We start from the raw sequence: 20,134 nt of genomic DNA on the forward strand, positions 1-20,134 counted from the left end.
GCCAGCGCCACGGGCCCCTAAACGATTTCCGGGGCCAGGACCACCGGAGCACCCGGAGGACCGTCGTCGAGCAGCGTGCGCAGCAGCTCGGCGAGTCTGGTCGGGTACACCGTCTCATGGGCCGCCAGCAGTTCCTCGGAGGTCCACCATCTCGCTCCCGCGACGCTGCGCCGCTCCAGCTCGGTGAGCCCGCCCATCTCGATCGCCGTCCGGTCGGTTCGGGCGAGGAAGTACCACTCGTCCTGTTCCCAGCGCCTCCCGTCGAAGGGGAAAGCGCAGTACCGCTGCCACAGGACCGGTCCCAGCTCGACCTCTGTGATCCCCGTCTCCTCGGCGAGTTCCCGCAGCGCCGCCTGCTCCCGGCTCTCGTCGCCCTCCAGCCCGCCGCCGGGCGTGAACCACCAGTCGGCGCCGGGATCGTCCGGTTCGAAACCGTGCAGCAGCAGGATCCGGTCCTCGGGGTCCAGCAGGATCACCCGGGCGACCTTCCGCGGCTCCGGGTCCGGCTGCCCGCCGGCGCCCGGCTCAGCGGGCACCGGCGGTCTCCCGCCGCCCGCGCCCCAGGATCCGTACGAGGGGTCCGTAGGCGGCACCCAGCACCACCAGGACGGCTCCGGCCACCACCGCCGCCACCTGGAGCCGCAGCGGTCCCGGCGCGGAGATCCCACCGGGCAGCGAGGCGTACGCCCGAGGCCGCTCCACCATGGTCATCGACGGCCAGGCCAGCGCGTCGACCCGGGCCGACACGGCCGACCGGGGCACGGTGCCCTGGCCGGCCTCCTGGAGGTGCGCGCGGGAGTCGAGCGAGGAACCGCGGTGGTCACCGAGCAGGAAGAGGTTGCCCTCGGGCACCTTCACCTCGTACGGGGCGCCGGCCGTCCCGAGGGCCGCCCCGGCGCTGCCCGCCCGGTCGAGGTAGGGCTCGTCGAGTTCCTTGCCGTTCACGGTCAGCCGACCGCCCTGGTCGCAGCAGCGGACGGTGTCGCCGCCCACGGCCACGACCCGCTTGACCATCGGCGAGCCGCTCCACTCGGTGTCGGTGAAGACGACGATGTCGCCGCGGCGCACCTGATCGCCGTCGATCCGCTGGGCCAGCACCCGGTCGTTCGGCCGCACCGTCGGCACCATCGAGTCGGTCGGCACCGTGTACGGCTGGTACACCAGGGCCCCCCAGACGAAGCCGCCGAGGAAAAGCACGAAACCGATGGCCACGGCGAGCCCCGACAACACGTTGCCGAGGCCGCCGCGGCCACCGGTGGTCCCGCGTCTTGCCTGTGTTCCGCCCATTGCAGCGCCCCCGCCTCGGAGATCGTCGACCTGGGCGGCACCCTACCGGGCGGTACGCCCGGTAGTCAGCCTCCGCCTGCGCCACAGCACCACGGGCACCGCGCCCGTGAGGCCCAGCGCCGCCGGGCCGAGCCCGACCGGGGCGAGGCCGGAGGCCCCGAGGCCGAGGGCGGTCGCCGCCGCCTGGTGGTTGATGCCGGGCTGGTCGAAGGTGTCCGGAACCGGGAGGGTGGCCCAGCGGGTGAGCGGCCACGCGACCACCACGGCCCGCCCGACGACCTTGTCGACCGGCACGAAGCCCTGGGTGGAGTCCTGCATGTGGTAGCGGGAGTCCTGGGAGTTCTGGCGGTGGTCGCCCATCACCCAGATCTTGCCCTTGGGCACGGTGATCGGGCCGAAGGGGGCGTCGTCGCAGGCGGTGTTGCCGGGGTAGATGTACGGCTCGTCCAGCGCCTTGCCATTGACGACGACCGGTCCCCCCTTCTTGCACTCCACTGTGTCCCCGCCGATGGCGATGGTCCGCTTGATCAGGTCCTTCTCCTCGGCGGACGGCATCAGGCCGATCCAGCTGAGGGCCTTCTGCACGATGTTCGGCTCCGGGGTGGGCTCCCCCGCCAGCCAGCTCGCCGGGTCGTGGAAGACGACGACCTCGCCGCGCTCGGGCTCCGAACCGAACCACGGGGTCAGCTTGTCCACCAGCACCCGGTCGCCGCGCTGCAGGGTGTTCTGCATCGAATCGGACGGGATCGAGAACGCCTGTACCAGGAAGGTCTTGATCAGCAGGGCCAGCAGGAGGGCGATACCGATGAGGAGCGGGAGCTCCTTCCAGAAGGACCGCTGCGGCCGCGCGTCCGCATCGCCCGTCTCGGCACCGGTCTCGCGCTCGACGGCATCGTCCGGCCGCTCCTCGCCCTCATCGCGTCCGGACCGCGCGCCTACCGCCACGTCCCCCACATCCACTCCTCGTTCGGATTTCGCGTCCCGCGCCGGATCGGTCGACGGGCCCTCCCCTCCCTTAACGAGCGGGAGTTCCCTAAGGCGCGGGAGACCGAGGACACACTATGCGAACGCCGTGCCCCGACGGCGCCCAAGGCGCCCGCGCCGCCGACCGGTTCGCGCCGGATCCGGCACCGACAGGAAGGTCGCCGGCTGCTCCAGCCTGCGCCAGTGGTCGAAGGGCCAGGCGATCACCACCGCCTGCCCGACCACGCCGTTCTCGTCGATCGTGCCGTCGAAGGCCTCGTCGAGGTGGTAACGGGAGTCGGCCGAATTGGCGCGGTGGTCACCCATCACGAAGAGACGTCCCTTCGGCACGTGCACCTCGAAACGGATCTCGGACGGGGCGTTGCCCGGTGACACGTACGGCTCATCGAGCGGCGCGCCGTTGACGGTCACCCGGCCCCGCGCGTCGCAGCACTTCACGGTGTCCCCGCCGACGCCCACGACCCGCTTGATGAGGTCCTGCTCGTCGGCGGACGGCAGCAGGCCGATGAAGGTCAGGGCCTCCTTGATCTGCTTGATCCCGGCAGGGTCCTGGTCCGGCTGGGCGGCCTCGCCCTTGAGCCAGCCTCCCGGGTCCTTGAACACGACGACGTCGCCGCGTTCGACCTTGGAGCCGAACCACGGGGTGAGCTTGTCCACCAGGACCCGGTCGCCGATCCGGATCGTCTGCTCCATCGAGCCGGACGGGATGAAGAACGCCTGTACCAGGAAGGTCTTGAGCAGCAGCGCGATGCACAGGGCGACGACCACCAGCAGCGGCAGCTCGCCCGCCCGCCGGGTGCGCCGGCGCCGCTTGACCCGGCGCGCCAGCCGGCGCCGCTCGGCCCGGCCACCGGGCTCCGGCGCGGCGGGTTCCTCCTCGGAACGCCCGGAGGAAGCGGACCCGGAAGCGGCCCCCGACGCCGGGGAAGGAGCGGGAGCGGGCTCAGGAGTGGGCCGCGCCGCCGGATCCGGTTCCGCCTCGCGCCCCTTGTCCCGCCCGCCCCTCGGGCGTCCCCGGCTACCCATGGGAGCCGCCACCGACCCGCGACCACGCCCCCGCGCCGTCGGGCAGGGAGCCCCAGCGCGTCACCGGCCAGCCGAGCCAGTCGGCCCGTCCGATCACCTTCTCCACCGGCACCATTCCGCCGCCCGGCTCCCCCAGGTGGTCGCGGGAGTCACGGGACTGGGAGCGGTGGTCGCCCATGACCCACAGGGTCCCCAGCGGGACCACGATCCGGAAGGGCACCGCAGAGGGCGCGTCACCGGGGTGGAGATAGGGCTCGTCGACCGCGACCCCGTTGACCTTGATCCGGCCGGCCACGTCGCAGCACACCACGTCGTCCCCGCCGACGCCCACGACCCGCTTCACGAAGTCCGTCTCCGAGGGCTCCGCGAGCCCGAGCGCCGAGAACGCGCCGTGGACGGCCTCGCCGACCGGGTTGCCCGCAGGACGTTCGCGCACGAAGGAGCCGGTCCCGTCGAAGACGACCACGTCCCCGCGCTTCGGCTCCTGGCCGAAACGGTACGCCAGCTTGTTGACCAGGACCCGGTCCCCGACCTTCAGGGTCGGCTCCATCGAGCGGCTGGGGATCAGGAACGGCTGGACCACGAAGTCGGCGAACAGCAGCAGGAAGACGGTGCAGGCCACGCCGAGCAGCCCCGCCCGCCGCCAGGACGAGCGTCCGCCCCATCCGGAAAACCATCCGGAAAACGCAGAACGCGGCCCCTCCTCCCCCTGCTCGGGGGAGGAGTGGCCGCGCTGTGTGAGCTCTGCTTCGGTGTCCATCGGGGGCGAGCCTATCCGGCCTTCCCGTGGACCCGGAGAGGAGATCAGCGGTCGCGCTTCTCCTTGATCTTCGCGGCCTTGCCGCGGAGCTCACGGAGGAAGTACAGCTTGGCGCGACGCACGTCACCGCGGGTGACGAGCTCGATCTTCTCGAAGATCGGGGAGTGCACGGGGAAGGTGCGCTCGACGCCGACGCTGAAGGAGACCTTGCGAACGGTGAAGGTCTCGGAGACGCCAGAGCCCTGGCGACGGATGACAACGCCCTTGAACTGCTGGATACGGGAGCGGTTGCCCTCGATCACGCGGACGTGCACGTTGATCGTGTCACCCGGGCGGAAGGCCGGGACGTCCGTGCGCAGGGAGGCGGCGTTGACGCCATCGAGCAGGTGGGACATGTTCTTCGTCTGCTTTCTTCGCACGACGCCACAGGTCGCCGGTGCGGATTTCCGTAGAGAATTCGGGAGCCGTGACACTTCGCGGACGACGGTCCCCCTGTGGCAGGGGCGTACGCGAGCACACAGCAGCCGCCTATTCTTCCACGGCCTGCGGCCTGCGCCAAAATCGGCCGTCGGCGGTCGGCTTCCAGCCCAGGATGCTCAGGATCTCCCGGTCCTTCTTGTCGAAGGCGGAGGCCTCGCAGCGCTCGATCAGGTCCGGCCGGTTGCGCGCCGTCCGGCGGAAGGCCTCGTCCCGGCGCCACCGCGCGATCTTCCCGTGGTGGCCGCTGAGCAGCACCTCGGGGATCCCGCGCCCGCGCCACTGCGGGGGCTTGGTGTAGACGGGGCCCTCCAGCAGGTTGGCCATCTCGCCGGGCGCGAAGGAGTCGTCGCGGTGCGATTCCGCGTTGCCGAGCACCCCCGGCAGGAGCCGGGCCACGGCCTCCGTGACGACCAGGACGGCGGCCTCGCCGCCCGCCAGGACGTAATCGCCGATGGAGACCTCGTAGACCGGCATCCGCGTCGCGTACTCGTCGATGACGCGGCGGTCGATGCCCTCGTACCGGGCCGGGGTGAAGATGAGCCACGGGCGCTCGGAGAGCTCGACGGCCAGTTCCTGGGTGAAGGGACGGCCGCTGGGCGTCGGGACGACCAGGACCGGGCCGCGGGCTCCGGACTCGTAGCCGTCGGCCAGTGCCGAATCCAGGGCCTCGCCCCACGGATCGGTCTTCATGACCATGCCCGGTCCGCCGCCGTACGGGGTGTCGTCGACCGTGTTGTGCCGGTCGTACGTCCAGTCCCGCAGGTCGTGAACGTGCACGTCGAGCTGGCCGCGCGCCCGCGCCTTGCCGACGAGGGAGACGTTCAGCGGCTCCAGGTACTCGGGGAAGATCGTGACGACGTCCAGCCGCATCAGGCGTCGTCCCCGCCCTCGGCCCCGGCCCCGGCCCCGGCCCCGGCGTCGGCGTCGGCGTCGGCGTCGGCGTCGGCGTCGGCGTCGCGCGTCGACACGATCTCGGCGCGGTCATCGATCAGCCCGGGCGGCGGGGTGATGACGCAGCGCTGCTCCTCCAGGTCGATCTCGGCGACGATCTCCGCGACGAAGGGGATCATGACCTCACTGCCGTCCGGACGCTCGACGATGAAGAGGTCCTGGGAGGGCAGGTGGGAGATCTCCGTGATCCGGCCGACCTCCGTGCCGTCCTCCAGCACCACGTCCAGGTCCATCAGCTGGTGGTCGTAGTACTCGTCGGGCTCCTCCGGCAGCTCCGCCGGGTCGACGTCGGCGATCAGCAGGATGTTGCGCAGTGCCTCGGCGCCGGTGCGGTCCTTGACGCCCGCGAAGCGGAGCAGGAGCCGGCTGCTGTGCACCCGGCCCGCCTCGATGGTCAGCGGACCCGCCGACGCCGGTTCGGTCCGCAGGACGGCACCGGGGCTGAGCCGGAGCTCCGGCTCGTCCGTCCGCACCTCGACGGTGACCTCACCCTTGATCCCGTGGGCGCGGCCGATCCGCGCGACTACCAGCTCCACTGTGCGTCTCTTCCCCTTTTCACGGCCGGACCGCCGCCGCTCTCGCGGAGGTGGTACCTCTGCGTCGTGGTTTCTCAATCAATGGTCGCTCTGCTCACGCGCAGAAACGACTCGGGCCGGGGAAGGCGACGAACGCCCTCCCCGGCCCGTGCCGGTGATTCAAATCCTCAGCGGACCTGGTCCACGTCGACGAGGTCGACGCGGATCCCACGGCCGCCGATGGCGCCCACGACGGTACGCAGCGCACGTGCGGTGCGGCCGTTGCGGCCGATCACCTTCCCGAGGTCATCCGGGTGGACCCGGACCTCGAGCACCTGTCCGCGGCGCAGGTTGCGCGAGGCGACCTGCACGTCGTCGGGGTTGTCCACAATGCCCTTCACGAGGTGCTCAAGAGCCTCCTCGAGCATGATCAGGCCTCGGTCGACTCGGCGGCGGCCTCAGCCTCGTCCGCCTTCTTGTCGGCCTTCTTGGCCTTCTGGGTGATGGCCTCGCCCTTGGTCTCGCCGATGCCCTCGAGGGCCTTGGCGAACTCGTCGAAGGAGCGACGCTTGCTCTCCTTCGTCTCCGGCTGGAGCAGCGGCGCGGGGGCCGGGAGGCCCTTGTGCGCCTGCCAGTCACCGGTCAGCTTCAGGATGGCGAGAACGGCCTCGGTCGGCTGGGCGCCAACGGACAGCCAGTACTGCGCACGCTCGGCGTTGACCTCGATGCGCGACGGGTTGTACGTCGGGTGGTAGATACCGATCTCTTCGATCGCGCGACCGTCACGGCGGGTGCGGGCGTCGGCGACGACGATGCGGTAGTGCGGCTGGCGAATCTTGCCGAGGCGCTTGAGCTTGATCTTGACTGCCACTGGAGTGGTGTCTCCTGAACTTGACGTGGTTGGGCACATGAGATGCCACGTGGGGTTGCGGTACTCGGGTGCCCGATGGACGCGTCAGCCGGAGGAGAGAGGGGTCCTATGCGACTGTCGAGTACAGCTGTCCATTGTGCCATACGCCTGCGGCACGCTCGGCCGGGAGGGGCCCCACCCCGGCCCCCTCCCCCGGCCGCACCGCGTCAGGACGCCGCCGCGATGGTGACCTCCGGAATGCGGAACGGCTTCATGCAGCCCCCGCACACGATCGGCGCCTGGGCCAGCACGGACGGGACCACCCGGACGTTGCGCCCGCAGTCGCAGACCGCCTTGACCCGTACGCCGCCGCCGGAGGAGCCGTGCCGGGCGGCCGGACCGCGGAAGCTGCGCTTGGTGTCGGCGGCCGTGGCCGCCGTGTGCGCCTTCAGTGCGCGCTGGAGCCGCTCCATGGTGGGGCGGTAGCGCTTCTTGGCCTCGGGGTTGAGGGAGACCAGCGAGAACCCGCTGCTGGCGTGCGGCTCCTCCGAGTGGTCCAGCCCCATCTCCTCGGCGATCGCCAGGAATCTGCGGTTGTGGTAGCGGCCGGCTCGCGAGGTGTCACGGACACCGCGGGCGGCCGCGATGCCGTGGACTGCCTCGTGCAGCAGTCGCTCGAAGGAGAGTTCCGCGCCGCAGGCGGACGAGGACTCTCCGATCAGGGACTCGGGCGCGGCAAGGTCAGGCAGCTCGGGGTGGTACCGCTGAATGTCGGCCCACGCCTGCGCCAGCTCTGCGGCGAGAACAGGTGGTGTCGTGCTCACGTCGTGACAACGAGCCGGGGTGCCCCGGTGTTCCGATTCCGGGCCATTCCAAATTTTTTGCACGTACCAGTCAGTTCACTCTGATGCGTCCCGACGAGGACGGGTGCGTAGATCTCAGGAGGAGTCGGTACGTAACGAAGACCGGCAACGGCCACGCCCCCGGCGCGCGGCCGAAGCCGCACGCCGGGGGCGCGATGCCGTGCGTCAGTACGAGCGCGCGACGATGGCGAGGGTACCGGGAGCGTCGTCCGCCTCCGGAACCGACCCGTCCGCCGCGATCAGGCAGCGCACGGAGACGGCCTGCTCGGCCAGCTTCGCCTCGCCCTCGGGGCCCAGGTCGGCCCACGGGATGCGCGCCCAGCCGCCGGCGACGGCGGCCTCGGCGGCCTCCTCGATGGTCGAGACGTCCGACGTACGGGCCTCGCGGCGCTCGCGGGACTCGCGCAGCAGCTGCGCCTGGTCCTCGTCGAGGACCTTGGGCAGCAGGTCGGCGAGGGCGTCGATCTGCACCGGGGTCTTCCCGCCCGGGATCCGGCGGGCCAGCATCGCGGTGCCGGCCTCCAGGTCGCGGGGGCCGATCTCGATGCGGACCGGTACGCCCTTGAGCTCCCAGTCCACGGCGCGACGGCCGAAGGGGGTGTCGACGCGGTCGTCGACCTGGACGCGGATGCCGGCGGCCTTCAGCTGCGCGCCCAGCTCGCGGACCTTCGCCACGGCCTCGTCGCCCTTGATCGCCATGACGACGACCTGGACGTGCGCGAGGCGCGGCGGGACACGGAGGCCGTTGTCGTCGCCGTGGGACATGATCAGGCCGCCGACCATGCGGGTCGAGACGCCCCACGAGGTCTGCCAGACCAGCTCCTGCTTGCCTTCCTTCGACAGGTATTGGGTGTTGAAGGCCTTGGCGAAGTTGGTGCCGAGCTCGTGGCTCGTGCCCAGCTGGAGCGCCTTGCCGTCGCCCATCATGCCTTCGAGGGTGAGGGTGTTGATGGCGCCTGCGAAGCGCTCCTTGGCGGTCTTGCGGCCGAGCACGACGTCGATGCCGAGCACGTTCGTCATGAAGTCGCCGTAGACGTCGCGGTGGATGCGGGCGGCGTAGTCGCGGGCGTCCTCGTACGTCGCGTGGGCGGTGTGGCCCTCCTGCCAGAGGAACTCGCTCGTACGGAGGAACACGCGGGGGCGCATCTCCCAGCGGACCACGTTGGCCCACTGGTTGATCAGCAGGGGCAGGTCCCGGTAGCTCTGGACCCACTTGGAGAAGTAGTCGTTGATGATCGTCTCGGAGGTGGGCCGGACGACGACCGGCTCCTCCAGCTCCTTGCCGCCGCCGTGGGTGACGACCGCGAGCTCGGGGGCGAAGCCCTCGACGTGCTCGGCTTCCTTCGTCAGGTACGACTGCGGGATGAACAGCGGGAAGTACGCGTTCTGGGCACCCGCGTCCTTGATGCGGGCATCCATCTCCTGCTGCATCCGCTCCCACAGGCCGTAGCCGTACGGTCGGATGACCATCGTGCCGCGGACCGGACCGTTGTCGGCCAGCTCGGCCTTGTTGATCAGATCCTGGTACCAGCGGGGGAAATCCTCCGCCTGCGGGGTGAGAACGGGTGCCTTTGCCATGGCGCGAATGGTACGGCGCCGGGCGCACCGAGCGTGAATCGGGTGGCGCACTCCTCTGGACGCGGGGGCGAATGGGGAGTTCCCTGGCAACGGGGGCAAGGGGGCGAGACGGAATCAGGAGCGCTCTTTCGATGACACCGACGCCGACGGCGACGCTCGTCGCCCGGGACTGGGCGGAGATCCAGGAACGGATGCTGGTACCGCTGTACGAGGCGGTCTACGACCGGCTGGAGGTCGGGCCGGGCGACCGGCTGCTGGGCCTCGGCTGCGGGGCCGGGCTGCCCCTGCTGCTGGCCGCGGGCCGGGGCGCCGCGGCCACGGGCGTGGAGGCGGATCCGGCCCGCCGGGAGCTGGCCCGGGAGCGGCTGCTGGAGGTGGTGGCGACTCCCCCCGTGCCGGCGGCGCGGCCGTACGACGTGCTGCTGGCGCTCTCGCCGGGGCCGGGCGCCCTGGCGGCGGCCCTGCCGGCGGTCCGGCGGGGCGGCGCGGTGGTGCTGGCCGACTGGGGCCCGGCGGAGCGCTGCACGGTCCCGGCGGTGCTGGGCGGCGGCCCGGCGGCCCGGGACCTGGACGAGCTGGTGGCGGAGGCGGGCCTGGTGCCCGACGGGTCGGGGCGGGTGTTCTGCCCCTTCGGGTACGCGGACGTGGACAGCGCCGTACGGGGTCTGCTGTCCACGGGGCTCTACGACGCGGCGGCCGATCCCGCGCTGGCGGAGAAGGAGCTCTCCGAGGCGCTTCACCCGTACGAGCGGACCGACGGAGCCGTCTGGCTTCCGAACATCTTCCGCTACGTCGTCGCCCGGGTGGCGTGACGGCGGCCGCCGGGCGGCCGCGGGCCGCCCGGCGCTACTTCTCCAGACGGGGGATCCCGGCCGCGGCGTACGCCGCCTTCTCGTCCAGGGTCTCGTGGGCGAGCAGGGCCTCGGCCAGGGCGTCGAGCCGCGGGCGGTTCTCGCGCAGGACGCGGCAGGCCTCCTCGTAGCACTCGTCGACGATCCGGCGCATCTCGTGGTCGACGGCGTCGAGGGTGGCGGGTGCGGCGGCGAGGCCGTAGGGGCTCTGCCCGTCGGAGGGGATGGCGGTCAGACGTCCGACGCGCTCGCTCATGCCCCAGCGGCCGGCCATGCCGCGGGCGATGCCGGTGACCTGTTCCAGGTCGCTCTCGGAGCCCGTGGTGATGACGTCGTAGACGACGTGCTCGGCGGCCATGCCGCCCAGTGCGCCGATGATGCGGCCGCGGAGGTACTCCTCGGTGTAGGCGTACCGGTCGGCGTCCGGGGCCGAGAGGGTGACGCCGAGGGCGCGTCCGCGGGGGACGATGGTGATCTTGCGGACGGGGTCGGCGCCGGGGCGGAGCATGCCGAGCAGGGCGTGCCCGCTCTCGTGGTACGCGGTGCGGCGGCGCTCCTCGTCGGGCATCACCAGGGATCGCTCCGCACCCAGCTGGATCTTCTCCAGGGCCTCGGACAGGTCGGCCGGGGTGACCTGGTCGCGCCGTCGTTTGACGGCCAGCAGGGCGGCCTCGTTGGCGAGGTTGGCGAGTTCGGCGCCCGTCATGCCCGGGGTGGTCCGGGCCACCCGGATCAGGTCCACGTCGGGGGCGAGCGGGATGTCGCGGGTGTGGATGCGCAGGATGGCCGCCCGTCCGTCCCGGTCGGGCGGGGAGACGACCACCGTGCGGTCGAAGCGGCCGGGGCGGGTCAGTGCCGGGTCCAGGACGTCGGCCCGGTTGGTGGCGGCCAGCACGATCACGCCCTCGGCGCCGGAGAAGCCGTCCATCTCGGTGAGGATCTGGTTCAGGGTCTGTTCGCGTTCGTCGTGGCCGCCCATGCCGGCCCCCGCTCCCCGGGCCCGGCCGATGGTGTCGATCTCGTCGATGAAGATGATCGCGGGGGCCACCTTGCGCGCCTCCGCGAACAGTTCGCGCACCCGTGATGCGCCCACGCCGACGATCATCTCGATGAACTCGGAGGCGGAGGCGGAGAAGAAGGGCACGCCCGCCTCGCCGGCGACGGCCCGCGCCAGCAGGGTCTTGCCGGTGCCGGGCGGGCCGGACAGCAGGACGCCGCGCGGCATCCGGGCGCCCATCCGGCGGTACTGTCCGGGGTTCTTCAGGAAGTCGACGACATCGTTCAGCTCGCCCTCGACCTCGTCGATGCCCGCCACGTCCTCGAAGGTGGTGCGCTTGGCGCCCGCCAGCTCCACCGGCTTGGGCGGGGCCTTGCGGCCGAGGGCGCCCATGCCGCCCATCCCCGAGCCCATCCGCCGGGCGATGACCACCCACAGGAGGACCAGGAGCAGCATGGGGGCGAGGGAGAGCAGCAGATTGGCGAGGAAGCTGCGCTGTACGACGACCGGCGAGGCGGTCACGGTCACGTTGTGCTTGGTGAGGTTGGCCCACAGCTGGTCGTCGGCGAACGCGGGGCGCTGGGTGGTGAACTTGGTGTACTCGCCCTTGCCGTCGGGGAGCGGCTGCCCGGCCTTGAGCTCGCCCTGGATGGCGTCGCCCTTGGAGTAGATCTTCGAGACGTTGCCCGCGGCGACCTGCTTGCTGAACTCCGTGTACGAGACGACCGGCTCGTCGCCCTCGTTGAAGAAGGACAGGACCACGTTGGCGATCAGGTAGACGATCAGCGCGGTGAGGATCAGCCCGCGCCAGCCGCCGGGCATCCGCTTCCTGGGCGGCGGCGCGGGCGGGGCGCCTTCCGAACGCCAGGGGGTGTCGGCCCGGTCGCGCGGCGGTACGGGGGTGGGGCTGGGCACGGGTGCCTCCTTATGCCGTCCTCCCGGCCGACCTTAGGCGACAAACAGGACATATGCCCCCGCGGGAAACGGGAGGGCCCCGGCCGTGCGTGCACGGCCGGGGCCCTCTTCGCGTACCGGGTACGCCTGCCCGGTCCTACTTCATGAACTTCTTGAACTCGTCCGGCAGGTCGAAGTCCTGGCCGCCCTGGCCGCCCGCGGGAAGCCCGAACGGGTTGCCGGCGGCGGCGGGCTCGATCGCCTGCGGACCCTGCTCGCGCCGGGCCGCGGCCGCGGCCTCCTCTTCCTTGCGCTTCATCGGGTTGCCGCTCTTGCGCTTGCCCTTGGCCTGCTTGACCTGCTTCTTCTGCCGGCCGGGGCCGCCGCCCATCCCGGGGATGCCGGGCATGCCCGGCATGCCGCCGCCCTGGGCCATGCGGGACATCATCTTGCGGGCGTCGAAGAACCGCTCGACGAGGTTCTTGACGGCGCTGACCTCGACGCCGGAACCCTTGGCGATGCGGGCGCGGCGCGATCCGTTGATGATGTGCGGGTCCTGGCGCTCGGCCGGGGTCATCGACTTGATGATCGCGGCGGTGCGGTCCACGTCGCGCTCGTCGATGTTGTTGATCTGGTCCTTGATCTGCCCCATGCCCGGCAGCATGCCGAGGAGCTTGGAGATGGAGCCCATCTTGCGGACCTGCTCCATCTGGGCCAGGAAGTCGTCGAGCGTGAACTCCTTGGGGCCCTTGGCGAGCTTGGCCGCCATCTTCTCGGCCTCGGCCTGCGAGAAGGTCTTCTCGGCCTGCTCGATGAGGGTGAGCATGTCACCCATGTCGAGGATCCGGCCCGCCATGCGGTCGGGGTGGAAGGCGTCGAACTCGTCGAGCTTCTCGCCGTTCGAGGCGAACATGATCTGCTTGCCGGTGACGTGCGCGATGGAGAGCGCGGCGCCGCCGCGGGCGTCGCCGTCGAGCTTGGAGAGCACCACGCCGTCGAAGCCGACGCCGTCGCGGAAGGCCTCCGCGGTGTTGACCGCGTCCTGGCCGATCATGGCGTCGACGACGAAGAGGATCTCGTCGGGGCTGACGGCGTCGCGGATGTCCGCGGCCTGCTGCATCAGCTCCTGGTCGATGCCGAGGCGGCCGGCGGTGTCGACGATGACGATGTCGTGCTGCTTGGTGCGGGCGTACTCGACGGAGTCCTTGGCCACCTGGACCGGGTCTCCGACGCCGTTGCCGGGCTGGGGCGCGTAGACCGCGACACCGGCGCGCTCGGCGACCACGGAGAGCTGGTTGACGGCGTTGGGGCGCTGGAGGTCGCACGCGACGAGGAGCGGGGTGTGGCCCTGCCCCTTGAGCCAGAGGCCGAGCTTTCCGGCGAGGGTGGTCTTACCGGCACCCTGGAGACCGGCCAGCATGATCACGGTGGGCGCGGTCTTGGCGAAGCGCAGCCGGCGGGTCTCGCCGCCGAGGATGGAGACCAGCTCGTCATTGACGATCTTGAGGACCTGCTGGCCGGGGTTCAGCGCCTTGCTGACCTCCTCGCCACGGGCCCTCTCCTTGACGTTCGCGATGAAGGAGCGGACGACGGGAAGCGCGACGTCGGCCTCGAGGAGGGCGATACGGATTTCCCGCGCCGCAGCGTCGATGTCCTGCTCGGAGAGGCGGCCTTTGCCCCGGAGGGACTTGAAGGTCGCGCTGAGGCGGTCGGAAAGCGTATCGAACACGGTGGTCGCGATTCCTCGGGTCGGGGGCGTGGTGGTCGTCCCCCAGGGTATCGGGCCACGCCGCCTGTCCGGCCCTGCGGGAGGCAATCCCCTGCCCGCCCCCGCTCCGGCTCCCCGGGGGCGGAGCGGGGGCGGACCCCCGGGAAGCCCGACGGGACCCGGGCCGGGAGCCGGGACAGGGCCCGGGACGGGACCCGGACAGGGCCCGGGACCGGCCCGGGACAGGGACCTAGGACAGGGCCGTCTCCACCGCGGCGGCCAGGGCCGCGGCGTCCGCTCGGGACAGGGGCTTGCCGTCGGTGTCGACCACGTACAGGGTGTCCACCGCGTTGGCGCCCAGCGTCGAGACGTGGGCGCTGCGCACCCGGACCCCGAGGGACTCCAGGGCGTGCCCGATGCGGTGCAGCAGCCCCACCGCGTCGGGCGCCCGCACCTCCAGCACGGTGGCCAGCGAGGAGACGCCGGGGACGACGGTGACCCGGGGCGGCGGCGGGACCACCCCGCGCCGCCTCGGGTACGCCGCCTCGCGGTCGGCCAGCCGCGCCGGGACGTCCAGTGAGCCGTCCAGCGCCCGGACCAGGTCGGTCCGCAGCCGGGCGGCCTCCGGCAGGGCCCCGTACTCGGCGGCCACCCGCCAGCGCAGCACCAGGGCCTCCCCCAGCCGGTCCGGCAGCTCCAGGAAGCGCAGCTCGGCCGCCCGCACGGTCAGCCGGTGCAGCGCCAGGACCCCGGCCGCCGCCGGGAGCACCCCCGGCTGGTCGGGGACGGCGACGACGAGCTCGACCCCGACGGCTTCGTCCTCCTCCCGGCGCGCGTGCAGCGCGAGCACCGGCTCCCCGGTGCGCAGGGCCTCCACCGCCAGGCGTTCCTGTTCGGTGGTCGGGATGTCCAGCTCGGAGGCGTCGGGCGGGGAGCCGCTGAGGACGGCGGCGACCCGGGCCACGAGGTCGGCCACGAGGGAGCCCCGCCAGGTGCTCCAGGCGGCGGGGCCCGTCGCGAGCGCGTCGGCCTCGGTGAGGGCGTGCAGGATCTCCAGCGTGCCCGTCGAGCCGACGGCCGCCGCCACGGCCCTCACGGTGGCGGGGTCGTCGAGGTCGCGCCGGGTCGCGGTGTCGACCAGCAGCAGGTGATGGCGCACGAGGGTGCCGAGCACGGCGACGTCCTCGGGGTCGAAGCCCACCCGGGCGGCCATGTCGCGGGCGATGGTCTCGCCGGCCACCGAGTGGTCCCCCGGCCAGCCCTTGCCGATGTCGTGCAGCAGGGCCGCCATCAGCAGCAGGTCGGGCCGGCTCACCCGGCGGGTCAGCGCCGAGGCCCGCACGGCCGTCTCGATCAGGTGCCGGTCCACCGTCCAGGTGTGCACGGGATTGCGCTGGGGCCGGCAGCGCACCCGCTCCCAGTCGGGGAGCAGCCGGGTGATCAGCCCCTCGGCCTCCAGCGCCTCCCAGACGGCCACCGTGGGCTCCCCGGCACCCAGCAGGGTGAGCAGCTGTTCCCGGGCCTCCGCCGGCCAGGGCACGGGCAGCGGCCGGGCCCGGTCCGCGAGGCGGCGTACGGCGTGCAGCGAGACGGGCAGGCCCGCCTGGGCGGCTGCCGCACCGAAGCGCAGGGGCAGGACGGGGTCCCGCTCGGGCCGGGCGGCCAGGGCCAGCACGGCCTCCCCGTCGGACTCCACGACGCCCTCGGCCAGCGGTGCCCGTTCGGCGGCGGGCGCGCCACGGGTGCCGAGGAGTCCGCGCAGCCGGGGCCGGGCGGTCCGGGCCCGCAGCACCCGGCCGACCTCGCGCCAGGTGACGTCGCCCGCGTACGAGATCACCCGGGCGGCCTCGTACACCTCGCGGAGCAGGGCGTCGGCGTCGAGCAGCCCCAGCCGGGCGGCGACCTGGGGCTGCTCCTGGAGGGAGAGCCGGTCGGTGGCCCGGCCGGTGACCAGGTGCAGCGCGTCCCGGGCGTCGAGCAGCCGCCGCCGGGCGTCGGCCAGTCCCTCGCGCGGGGCGTCGGCCAGCCAGGACGCGGCGACGGCCCGCAGGGCGGTGACGTCGCGCAGTCCGCCGCGGGCCTCCTTCAGGTCGGGTTCCAGCAGGAAGCGCAGCTCCCCGGCCCGCTCGGCGCGTTCCCGGCACAGGTCGTGCAGCTGCGGGAGCCGTTTGACGGCCTGGTTGCGCCAGTCGGCCAGGACCGAGGTGCGCAGCCCCGCGAGCAGCCCGGCGTCCCCGGCGACGAGCCGTGCGTCCAGCAGGCCGAGGTGGGCCTTGAGGTCCTCGGCGGCGGTCTTCCGGGCCTCGCCCGGGGTGCGCACCGAGTGGTCCAGGGCCAGGCCGAGGTCCCACACGGGGTACCAGAGGCGATCGGCGAGCGCACCGAGCGCCCGGGGTTCCGCCTTGCCGTCGTGCAGCAGCAGCAGGTCGAGATCGCTGCGCGGGGAGAGTTCCGCCCGGCCGTAGCCGCCGACGGCGACGAGGGCGGCGCCCCGTACGCCGGTCTCCCGCGCGGCCGCCGCGAACAGCGCGGACAGCCAGTGGTCGGACAGCGCGGACAGCGCGGAACGCCGCGAGGGCCCGGACCGCGACTCCTCCTGGAGGAGTCGCAGCCGGGCCGCGGCGTACCCGCTGGGTCCCGAGCCGTCCGGGCGGTCGTCGCCGGTGCCGTCGGTGGTCTCTTCGACGCTCGTCACCCAGGAGCTCCCGTCACCTAGAGCGCGTCAGCGCCGCGCTCGCCGGTGCGGACCCGTACGACCGAGTCCACGGGGACGCTCCACACCTTTCCGTCGCCGATCTTGTCGGTGCGGGCCGCCCGTACGACGACGTCGATCACGTCCTCGGCATCCACGTCGTCGACGAGCACCTCGATGCGGATCTTCGGTACGAGGTCCACGGTGTACTCGGCGCCCCGGTAGACCTCGGTGTGGCCGCGCTGGCGGCCGTAGCCGCTGGCCTCGGAGACGGTGAGCCCCTGGACCCCGAAGGCCTGGAGGGCTTCCTTGATCTCGTCCAGCTTGTAGGGCTTGACGATCGCGGTGATCAGCTTCATGCGTCGACCTTCTTGCTCGCTGCGGCAACGGGGGCGGGGGACGCGGCGGCGCGGGAGGAGATCCCGCCGCCGGCCCCGCTGAAGTCGTAGGCGGTCTCGGCGTGCTCGCTCTGGTCGATGCCCGAGACCTCCACGTCCTCGGATACCCGCATCCCGATGGTCTTGTCGAGGAGGAAGGCCAGGACGGCGGAGACGACGAGGGAGTAGGCGAGGACGGAGAAGACGCCGACGGCCTGCTTGCCGAGCTGGGCCAGGCCCCCGCCGTAGAAGAGCCCGGCCGCGTCGGACTGGACCCCGCCGGTCGCGAAGAGGCCGACCAGGAGGGAGCCCGCGATGCCGCCGACGAGGTGGACGCCGACGACGTCGAGGGAGTCGTCGTAGCCGAACCGGTACTTCAGGCCCACGGCCATGGCGCACAGCACACCGGCGATGGCGCCGATGGCGATGGCGCCGAGCGGGGAGCAGGAACCGCCGGAGGGGGTGATGGCGACGAGGCCGGCGACCGCGCCGGAGGCGGCGCCGAGGGTGGTGAAGGAGCCGTGGCGCAGCTTCTCGTAGCCGAGCCAGGCGAGCATCGCGGCGGCGGTGGCGACCTGGGTGTTGACGAACATGACCGCGCCGACGCCGTCGTCGTTGCCGAGCCAGGATCCGGCGTTGAAGCCGAACCAGCCGAACCACAGCAGGCCGGCGCCGAGCATCACGAGGGGAAGGCTGTGGGGGCGCATCGGGTCCCGCTTGAAGCCGACGCGCTTGCCGATGACCAGGATGACGCCGAGGGCCGCGGCGCCGGCGTTGATGTGGACGGCGGTGCCGCCCGCGAAGTCGATGACGCCGAGCTCGAAGAGCCAGCCGCCGGCGCCCCAGACCCAGTGGGCGACGGGGAAGTAGACGACGGTGACCCACAGGGCGGAGAACAGCACCCAGGCGCTGAACTTCACGCGGTCGGCGAGGGCGCCGCTGATCAGGGCCGGGGTGATGACGGCGAACATCAGCTGGAAGACGGCGAAGACGTAGACCGGGATGGTGTAGCCGTCCCACAGCTCGGTGATGCCGATGCCGCTGAGGCCGACGTAGTCGGAGTTCCAGCCGATGAGCGAGCCGGAGTCGGTGCCGAAGGCGAGGCTGAAGCCGAAGAGGACCCACAGGATCGTGACGATCCCGAGGCTGATGAAGCTCATCATCAGCATGTTGAGGCTGCTCTTGACGCGGACCATGCCTCCGTAGAAGAAGGCGAGCCCCGGGGTCATCAGCATGACCAGGGCGGAGCAGATGAGCATGAACCCGGTGTTCGCGGCAGAGAGCGTCGGGGCGTCTGCCGCGAGGGTCGTGATGGCTGATGCCATCGGCGTCTCCTCGTCGTCGGTACGTTCGCGTGCGGGCGAGCGTGAAAACCTGAGCGGCGCAAGGCGTAGGCCGGGGGGCTGGCCTGGGGACTGGCCGGTTATTGGCCCTGAGATTCGCGCAGGCCGGTTTCCGGCGGCGCCGCTGGGTGTTTCGCCCCGATGACGAAGAGGTCGGGCGTGTTACGCGTCAATGAACAGAACTCGAAGGGTCCTGGATCGGTGGGGAGGGCTAGACCGCCTCGGCGGCCTCGGGAAGCCGGGACGCGAGCAGGTCGGTGAGCCGGACCACCTCGGCGACGTCGCCGTATTCACGGGCGGCGCTGTCCACGGTCTTGCGGAGCCGGGTGTTCACCCGTTCGGAGCGCACCTTTCGCGCCACGTCGAGGGCGCGGTCCACGAGGACGGTGGCCTGCTCGGGTTCCTTCTGGAGCAGGTGGACGGTGGCCATGCCGATGAGGTTCAGGGCGTACGAGCGCTGGTGTTCGTCGTCCTTGGAGAACAGCTCGACGGCCCGCGCCATGACCGGTTCGGCGAGGGAAGCGTAGGTGGGACTGCGTCCGGCGACGTAGGCCAGGTCCCGGAAGGAGTGGGAGTTCTCGCCGTTGAGCTCGGCCTCGGAGAAGAAGCGGATCCAGTCGGGCTCGGGCTCGCCGTCGAAGCCGACGTCGGAGAAGGCGTCCTCGGCCATCCGCACGGCCCGCTTGCAGCGGCTCGGCTGGCCCATGTTGGCGTAGGCGCGGGCCTCCATCGCATACAGCATCGCCTGGGTGCGCGGCCCGGCGCAGTCGCGGCTGCCGTACTGGGCGAGGTGGACGAGCTCCAGCGCGTCCTCGGGGCGGCCCAGGTGGATCATCTGGCGGCTCATGCTGGAGAGGATGTACGAGCCGAGCGGCTTGTCGCCGCCCTCCTTCGCGGCGTGCAGCGCGAGGACGAAGTACTTCTGGGCGGTCGGGTGCAGGCCGATGTCGTAGCTCATCCAGCCGGCGAGTTCGGAGAGTTCGGCAGCCACCTTGAAGAGCCGCTTCATGACCGGGGCCGGGTGGTTCTCCTGGAGCAGGTCGGTGACCTCGTGGAGCTGCCCGACCACGGCCTTGCGGCGCAGTCCGCCACCGCACTGGGCGTCCCACTGGCGGAACATCACGGTGGTGGCTTCGAGGAGGCCGAGTTCCGGTTCGGTCAGCCGGGGCGGCCGCTGCCCGGGGCCGCGGCCCGCGGTCCCGCCGTCGGCGCGCACGCCGGGGTCGGCGGCCGGGGAGGGGACGAGCCAGCGCTGCATGGGCTCGATGAGGGCGGGGCCGGCGGAGAGGGCGAGCGAGGTCCCGAGGAAGCCCCGGCGGGCCAGCATGAGGTCGCTGCGGGAGAACTCGCTGAGCAGTTCCACGGTCTGCGGGCCCGCCCAGGGCAGGTCGACACCGGAGACGGAGGGGGTCTGGTGGGCGGTGCGCAGGCCCAGCTGCTCGATGGCGACGACGGAGCCGAACCGCTCGGAGAACAGCTCGGAGAGGATGCGGGGCACGGGCTCGCGGGGCTGTTCGCCGTCGAGCCAGCGGCGCACCCGGGAGGTGTCGGTGCTGATGTGGTGGGCGCCCATCTGCCGGGCGCGGCGGTTCACCTGGCGGGCGAGTTCGCCCTTGGACCAGCCGCTGCGGACGAACCACGAGGTCAGCTGGACGTTCCTGTCCTCGGCGGCATCGCCACTCGTTCCGCTTGCGCCGCTGCCGCTCACTGGAACGCCCCCATCCGCATCGCTTTCTTCAGCACAAACCCTGGCCGGGGCGGGCGGCGCCGCCTGGGACCTTCACAGGTCCTCCACAGTTTGCCTCCGGCATACCCACGACTGGGCTCGCCTTCCGGGTTCGTGCACCGAAAGTAATCCTACGATCACCCCTGCCGCGAGGTCGACTCCGGAAACGCCACCATTCGCCACCCCTTCGAATGAACTCCCCACCGGCCAGGCGCGATTCACTTGACACCACGGCGAAACAGAACGGTTGGA

Annotated in this window: 19 protein-coding genes; 1 reads left to right on the top strand and 18 read right to left on the bottom strand. The window is 72.0% G+C overall.

Annotated features, from left to right (window positions below; genetic code table 11):
* Nucleotides 1-17: 17 nt before the first annotated feature.
* The 12 genes from AB4039_RS03170 to proS all read right to left on the bottom strand — a co-directional run bounded on the left by AB4039_RS03170 (nt 18) and on the right by proS (nt 9,294).
* Nucleotides 18-536, bottom strand: coding sequence for an NUDIX hydrolase (locus AB4039_RS03170; RefSeq protein ID WP_266842603.1), 519 nt, complete (start codon nt 534-536; stop codon nt 18-20).
* Nucleotides 526-1,287: a signal peptidase I gene (gene lepB / locus AB4039_RS03175; RefSeq protein WP_266842601.1), complete on the bottom strand. Its 762-nt coding sequence runs from the start codon at nt 1,285-1,287 to the stop codon at nt 526-528. Before lepB (AB4039_RS03175) ends, AB4039_RS03170 begins: the two co-directional genes overlap by 11 nt.
* A gap of 42 nt (nt 1,288-1,329) precedes the next feature.
* Entirely contained in the window at nt 1,330-2,232 is a 903-nt protein-coding gene (lepB, locus tag AB4039_RS03180) for a signal peptidase I (RefSeq protein WP_266842600.1), read from the bottom strand.
* Nucleotides 2,233-2,346: 114 nt separating this feature from the next.
* On the bottom strand, nt 2,347-3,297 hold the full coding sequence (gene lepB, locus AB4039_RS03185; protein ID WP_442269917.1) for a signal peptidase I: 951 nt from the start codon (nt 3,295-3,297) through the stop codon (nt 2,347-2,349).
* The gene (gene lepB, locus AB4039_RS03190) at nt 3,290-4,057 is read right to left on the bottom strand and encodes a signal peptidase I (protein WP_266842599.1); all 768 of its coding nucleotides are present in this window, start codon (nt 4,055-4,057) and stop codon (nt 3,290-3,292) included. The genes lepB (AB4039_RS03185) and lepB (AB4039_RS03190) overlap by 8 nt, the downstream gene beginning before the upstream one ends.
* Before the next feature lie 44 nt (nt 4,058-4,101).
* Nucleotides 4,102-4,452 (bottom strand): 50S ribosomal protein L19, encoded by a 351-nt coding sequence (gene rplS, locus AB4039_RS03195; RefSeq protein WP_030227407.1) that lies wholly within the window; start codon nt 4,450-4,452, stop codon nt 4,102-4,104.
* 133 nt (nt 4,453-4,585) lie between these two features.
* Complete coding sequence (gene trmD, locus AB4039_RS03200; RefSeq protein ID WP_280918388.1) at nt 4,586-5,407, bottom strand: tRNA (guanosine(37)-N1)-methyltransferase TrmD; 822 nt, start codon at nt 5,405-5,407, stop codon at nt 4,586-4,588.
* Nucleotides 5,407-6,024 carry a ribosome maturation factor RimM gene (rimM, locus tag AB4039_RS03205; protein WP_442269918.1) on the bottom strand — a complete coding sequence of 206 codons (618 nt, stop codon included), beginning with the start codon at nt 6,022-6,024 and terminating at the stop codon, nt 5,407-5,409. The genes trmD and rimM overlap by 1 nt, the downstream gene beginning before the upstream one ends.
* Nucleotides 6,025-6,191: 167 nt before the next feature.
* Nucleotides 6,192-6,431 (bottom strand): RNA-binding protein, encoded by a 240-nt coding sequence (locus AB4039_RS03210; RefSeq protein ID WP_007266827.1) that lies wholly within the window; start codon nt 6,429-6,431, stop codon nt 6,192-6,194.
* A 2-nt stretch (nt 6,432-6,433) separates the two neighbouring features.
* Nucleotides 6,434-6,874 carry a 30S ribosomal protein S16 gene (gene rpsP, locus AB4039_RS03215; protein WP_030162461.1) on the bottom strand — a complete coding sequence of 147 codons (441 nt, stop codon included), beginning with the start codon at nt 6,872-6,874 and terminating at the stop codon, nt 6,434-6,436.
* Nucleotides 6,875-7,080: 206 nt separating this feature from the next.
* On the bottom strand, nt 7,081-7,677 hold the full coding sequence (locus tag AB4039_RS03220) for a hypothetical protein (protein ID WP_266842595.1): 597 nt from the start codon (nt 7,675-7,677) through the stop codon (nt 7,081-7,083).
* 204 nt (nt 7,678-7,881) lie between these two features.
* A complete protein-coding gene (proS, locus tag AB4039_RS03225; RefSeq protein WP_030227399.1) occupies nt 7,882-9,294 on the bottom strand; it encodes a proline--tRNA ligase in 1,413 nt (470 codons plus the stop codon).
* Nucleotides 9,295-9,425: 131 nt separating this feature from the next.
* Between proS and AB4039_RS03230 the strand changes: the two genes are divergently transcribed.
* The gene (locus AB4039_RS03230) at nt 9,426-10,106 is read left to right on the top strand and encodes a methyltransferase type 11 (protein ID WP_266842594.1); all 681 of its coding nucleotides are present in this window, start codon (nt 9,426-9,428) and stop codon (nt 10,104-10,106) included.
* A 34-nt stretch (nt 10,107-10,140) separates the two neighbouring features.
* On the opposite strand, the gene ftsH is transcribed toward AB4039_RS03230, so the two are convergent.
* The 6 genes from ftsH to nsdA all read right to left on the bottom strand — a co-directional run bounded on the left by ftsH (nt 10,141) and on the right by nsdA (nt 19,864).
* Nucleotides 10,141-12,057 (bottom strand): ATP-dependent zinc metalloprotease FtsH, encoded by a 1,917-nt coding sequence (gene ftsH / locus AB4039_RS03235; protein ID WP_266842593.1) that lies wholly within the window; start codon nt 12,055-12,057, stop codon nt 10,141-10,143.
* A 136-nt stretch (nt 12,058-12,193) separates the two neighbouring features.
* Nucleotides 12,194-13,765: a signal recognition particle protein gene (ffh, locus tag AB4039_RS03240; RefSeq protein WP_266842592.1), complete on the bottom strand. Its 1,572-nt coding sequence runs from the start codon at nt 13,763-13,765 to the stop codon at nt 12,194-12,196.
* Nucleotides 13,766-13,994: 229 nt separating this feature from the next.
* Nucleotides 13,995-16,439 carry a [protein-PII] uridylyltransferase gene (locus AB4039_RS03245; protein ID WP_266842591.1) on the bottom strand — a complete coding sequence of 815 codons (2,445 nt, stop codon included), beginning with the start codon at nt 16,437-16,439 and terminating at the stop codon, nt 13,995-13,997.
* Nucleotides 16,440-16,456: 17 nt separating this feature from the next.
* On the bottom strand, nt 16,457-16,795 hold the full coding sequence (locus AB4039_RS03250; protein ID WP_030227390.1) for a P-II family nitrogen regulator: 339 nt from the start codon (nt 16,793-16,795) through the stop codon (nt 16,457-16,459).
* Nucleotides 16,792-18,138, bottom strand: coding sequence for an ammonium transporter (locus AB4039_RS03255; RefSeq protein WP_266842590.1), 1,347 nt, complete (start codon nt 18,136-18,138; stop codon nt 16,792-16,794). The genes AB4039_RS03250 and AB4039_RS03255 overlap by 4 nt, the downstream gene beginning before the upstream one ends.
* 229 nt (nt 18,139-18,367) lie before the next feature.
* On the bottom strand, nt 18,368-19,864 hold the full coding sequence (gene nsdA / locus AB4039_RS03260; RefSeq protein WP_266842588.1) for a transcriptional repressor NsdA: 1,497 nt from the start codon (nt 19,862-19,864) through the stop codon (nt 18,368-18,370).
* Between the last annotated feature and the right edge of the window lie 270 nt (nt 19,865-20,134).

The organism is Streptomyces sp. M-16 (assembly GCF_052114405.1).
In the GTDB taxonomy this organism is placed as follows: domain Bacteria; phylum Actinomycetota; class Actinomycetes; order Streptomycetales; family Streptomycetaceae; genus Streptomyces.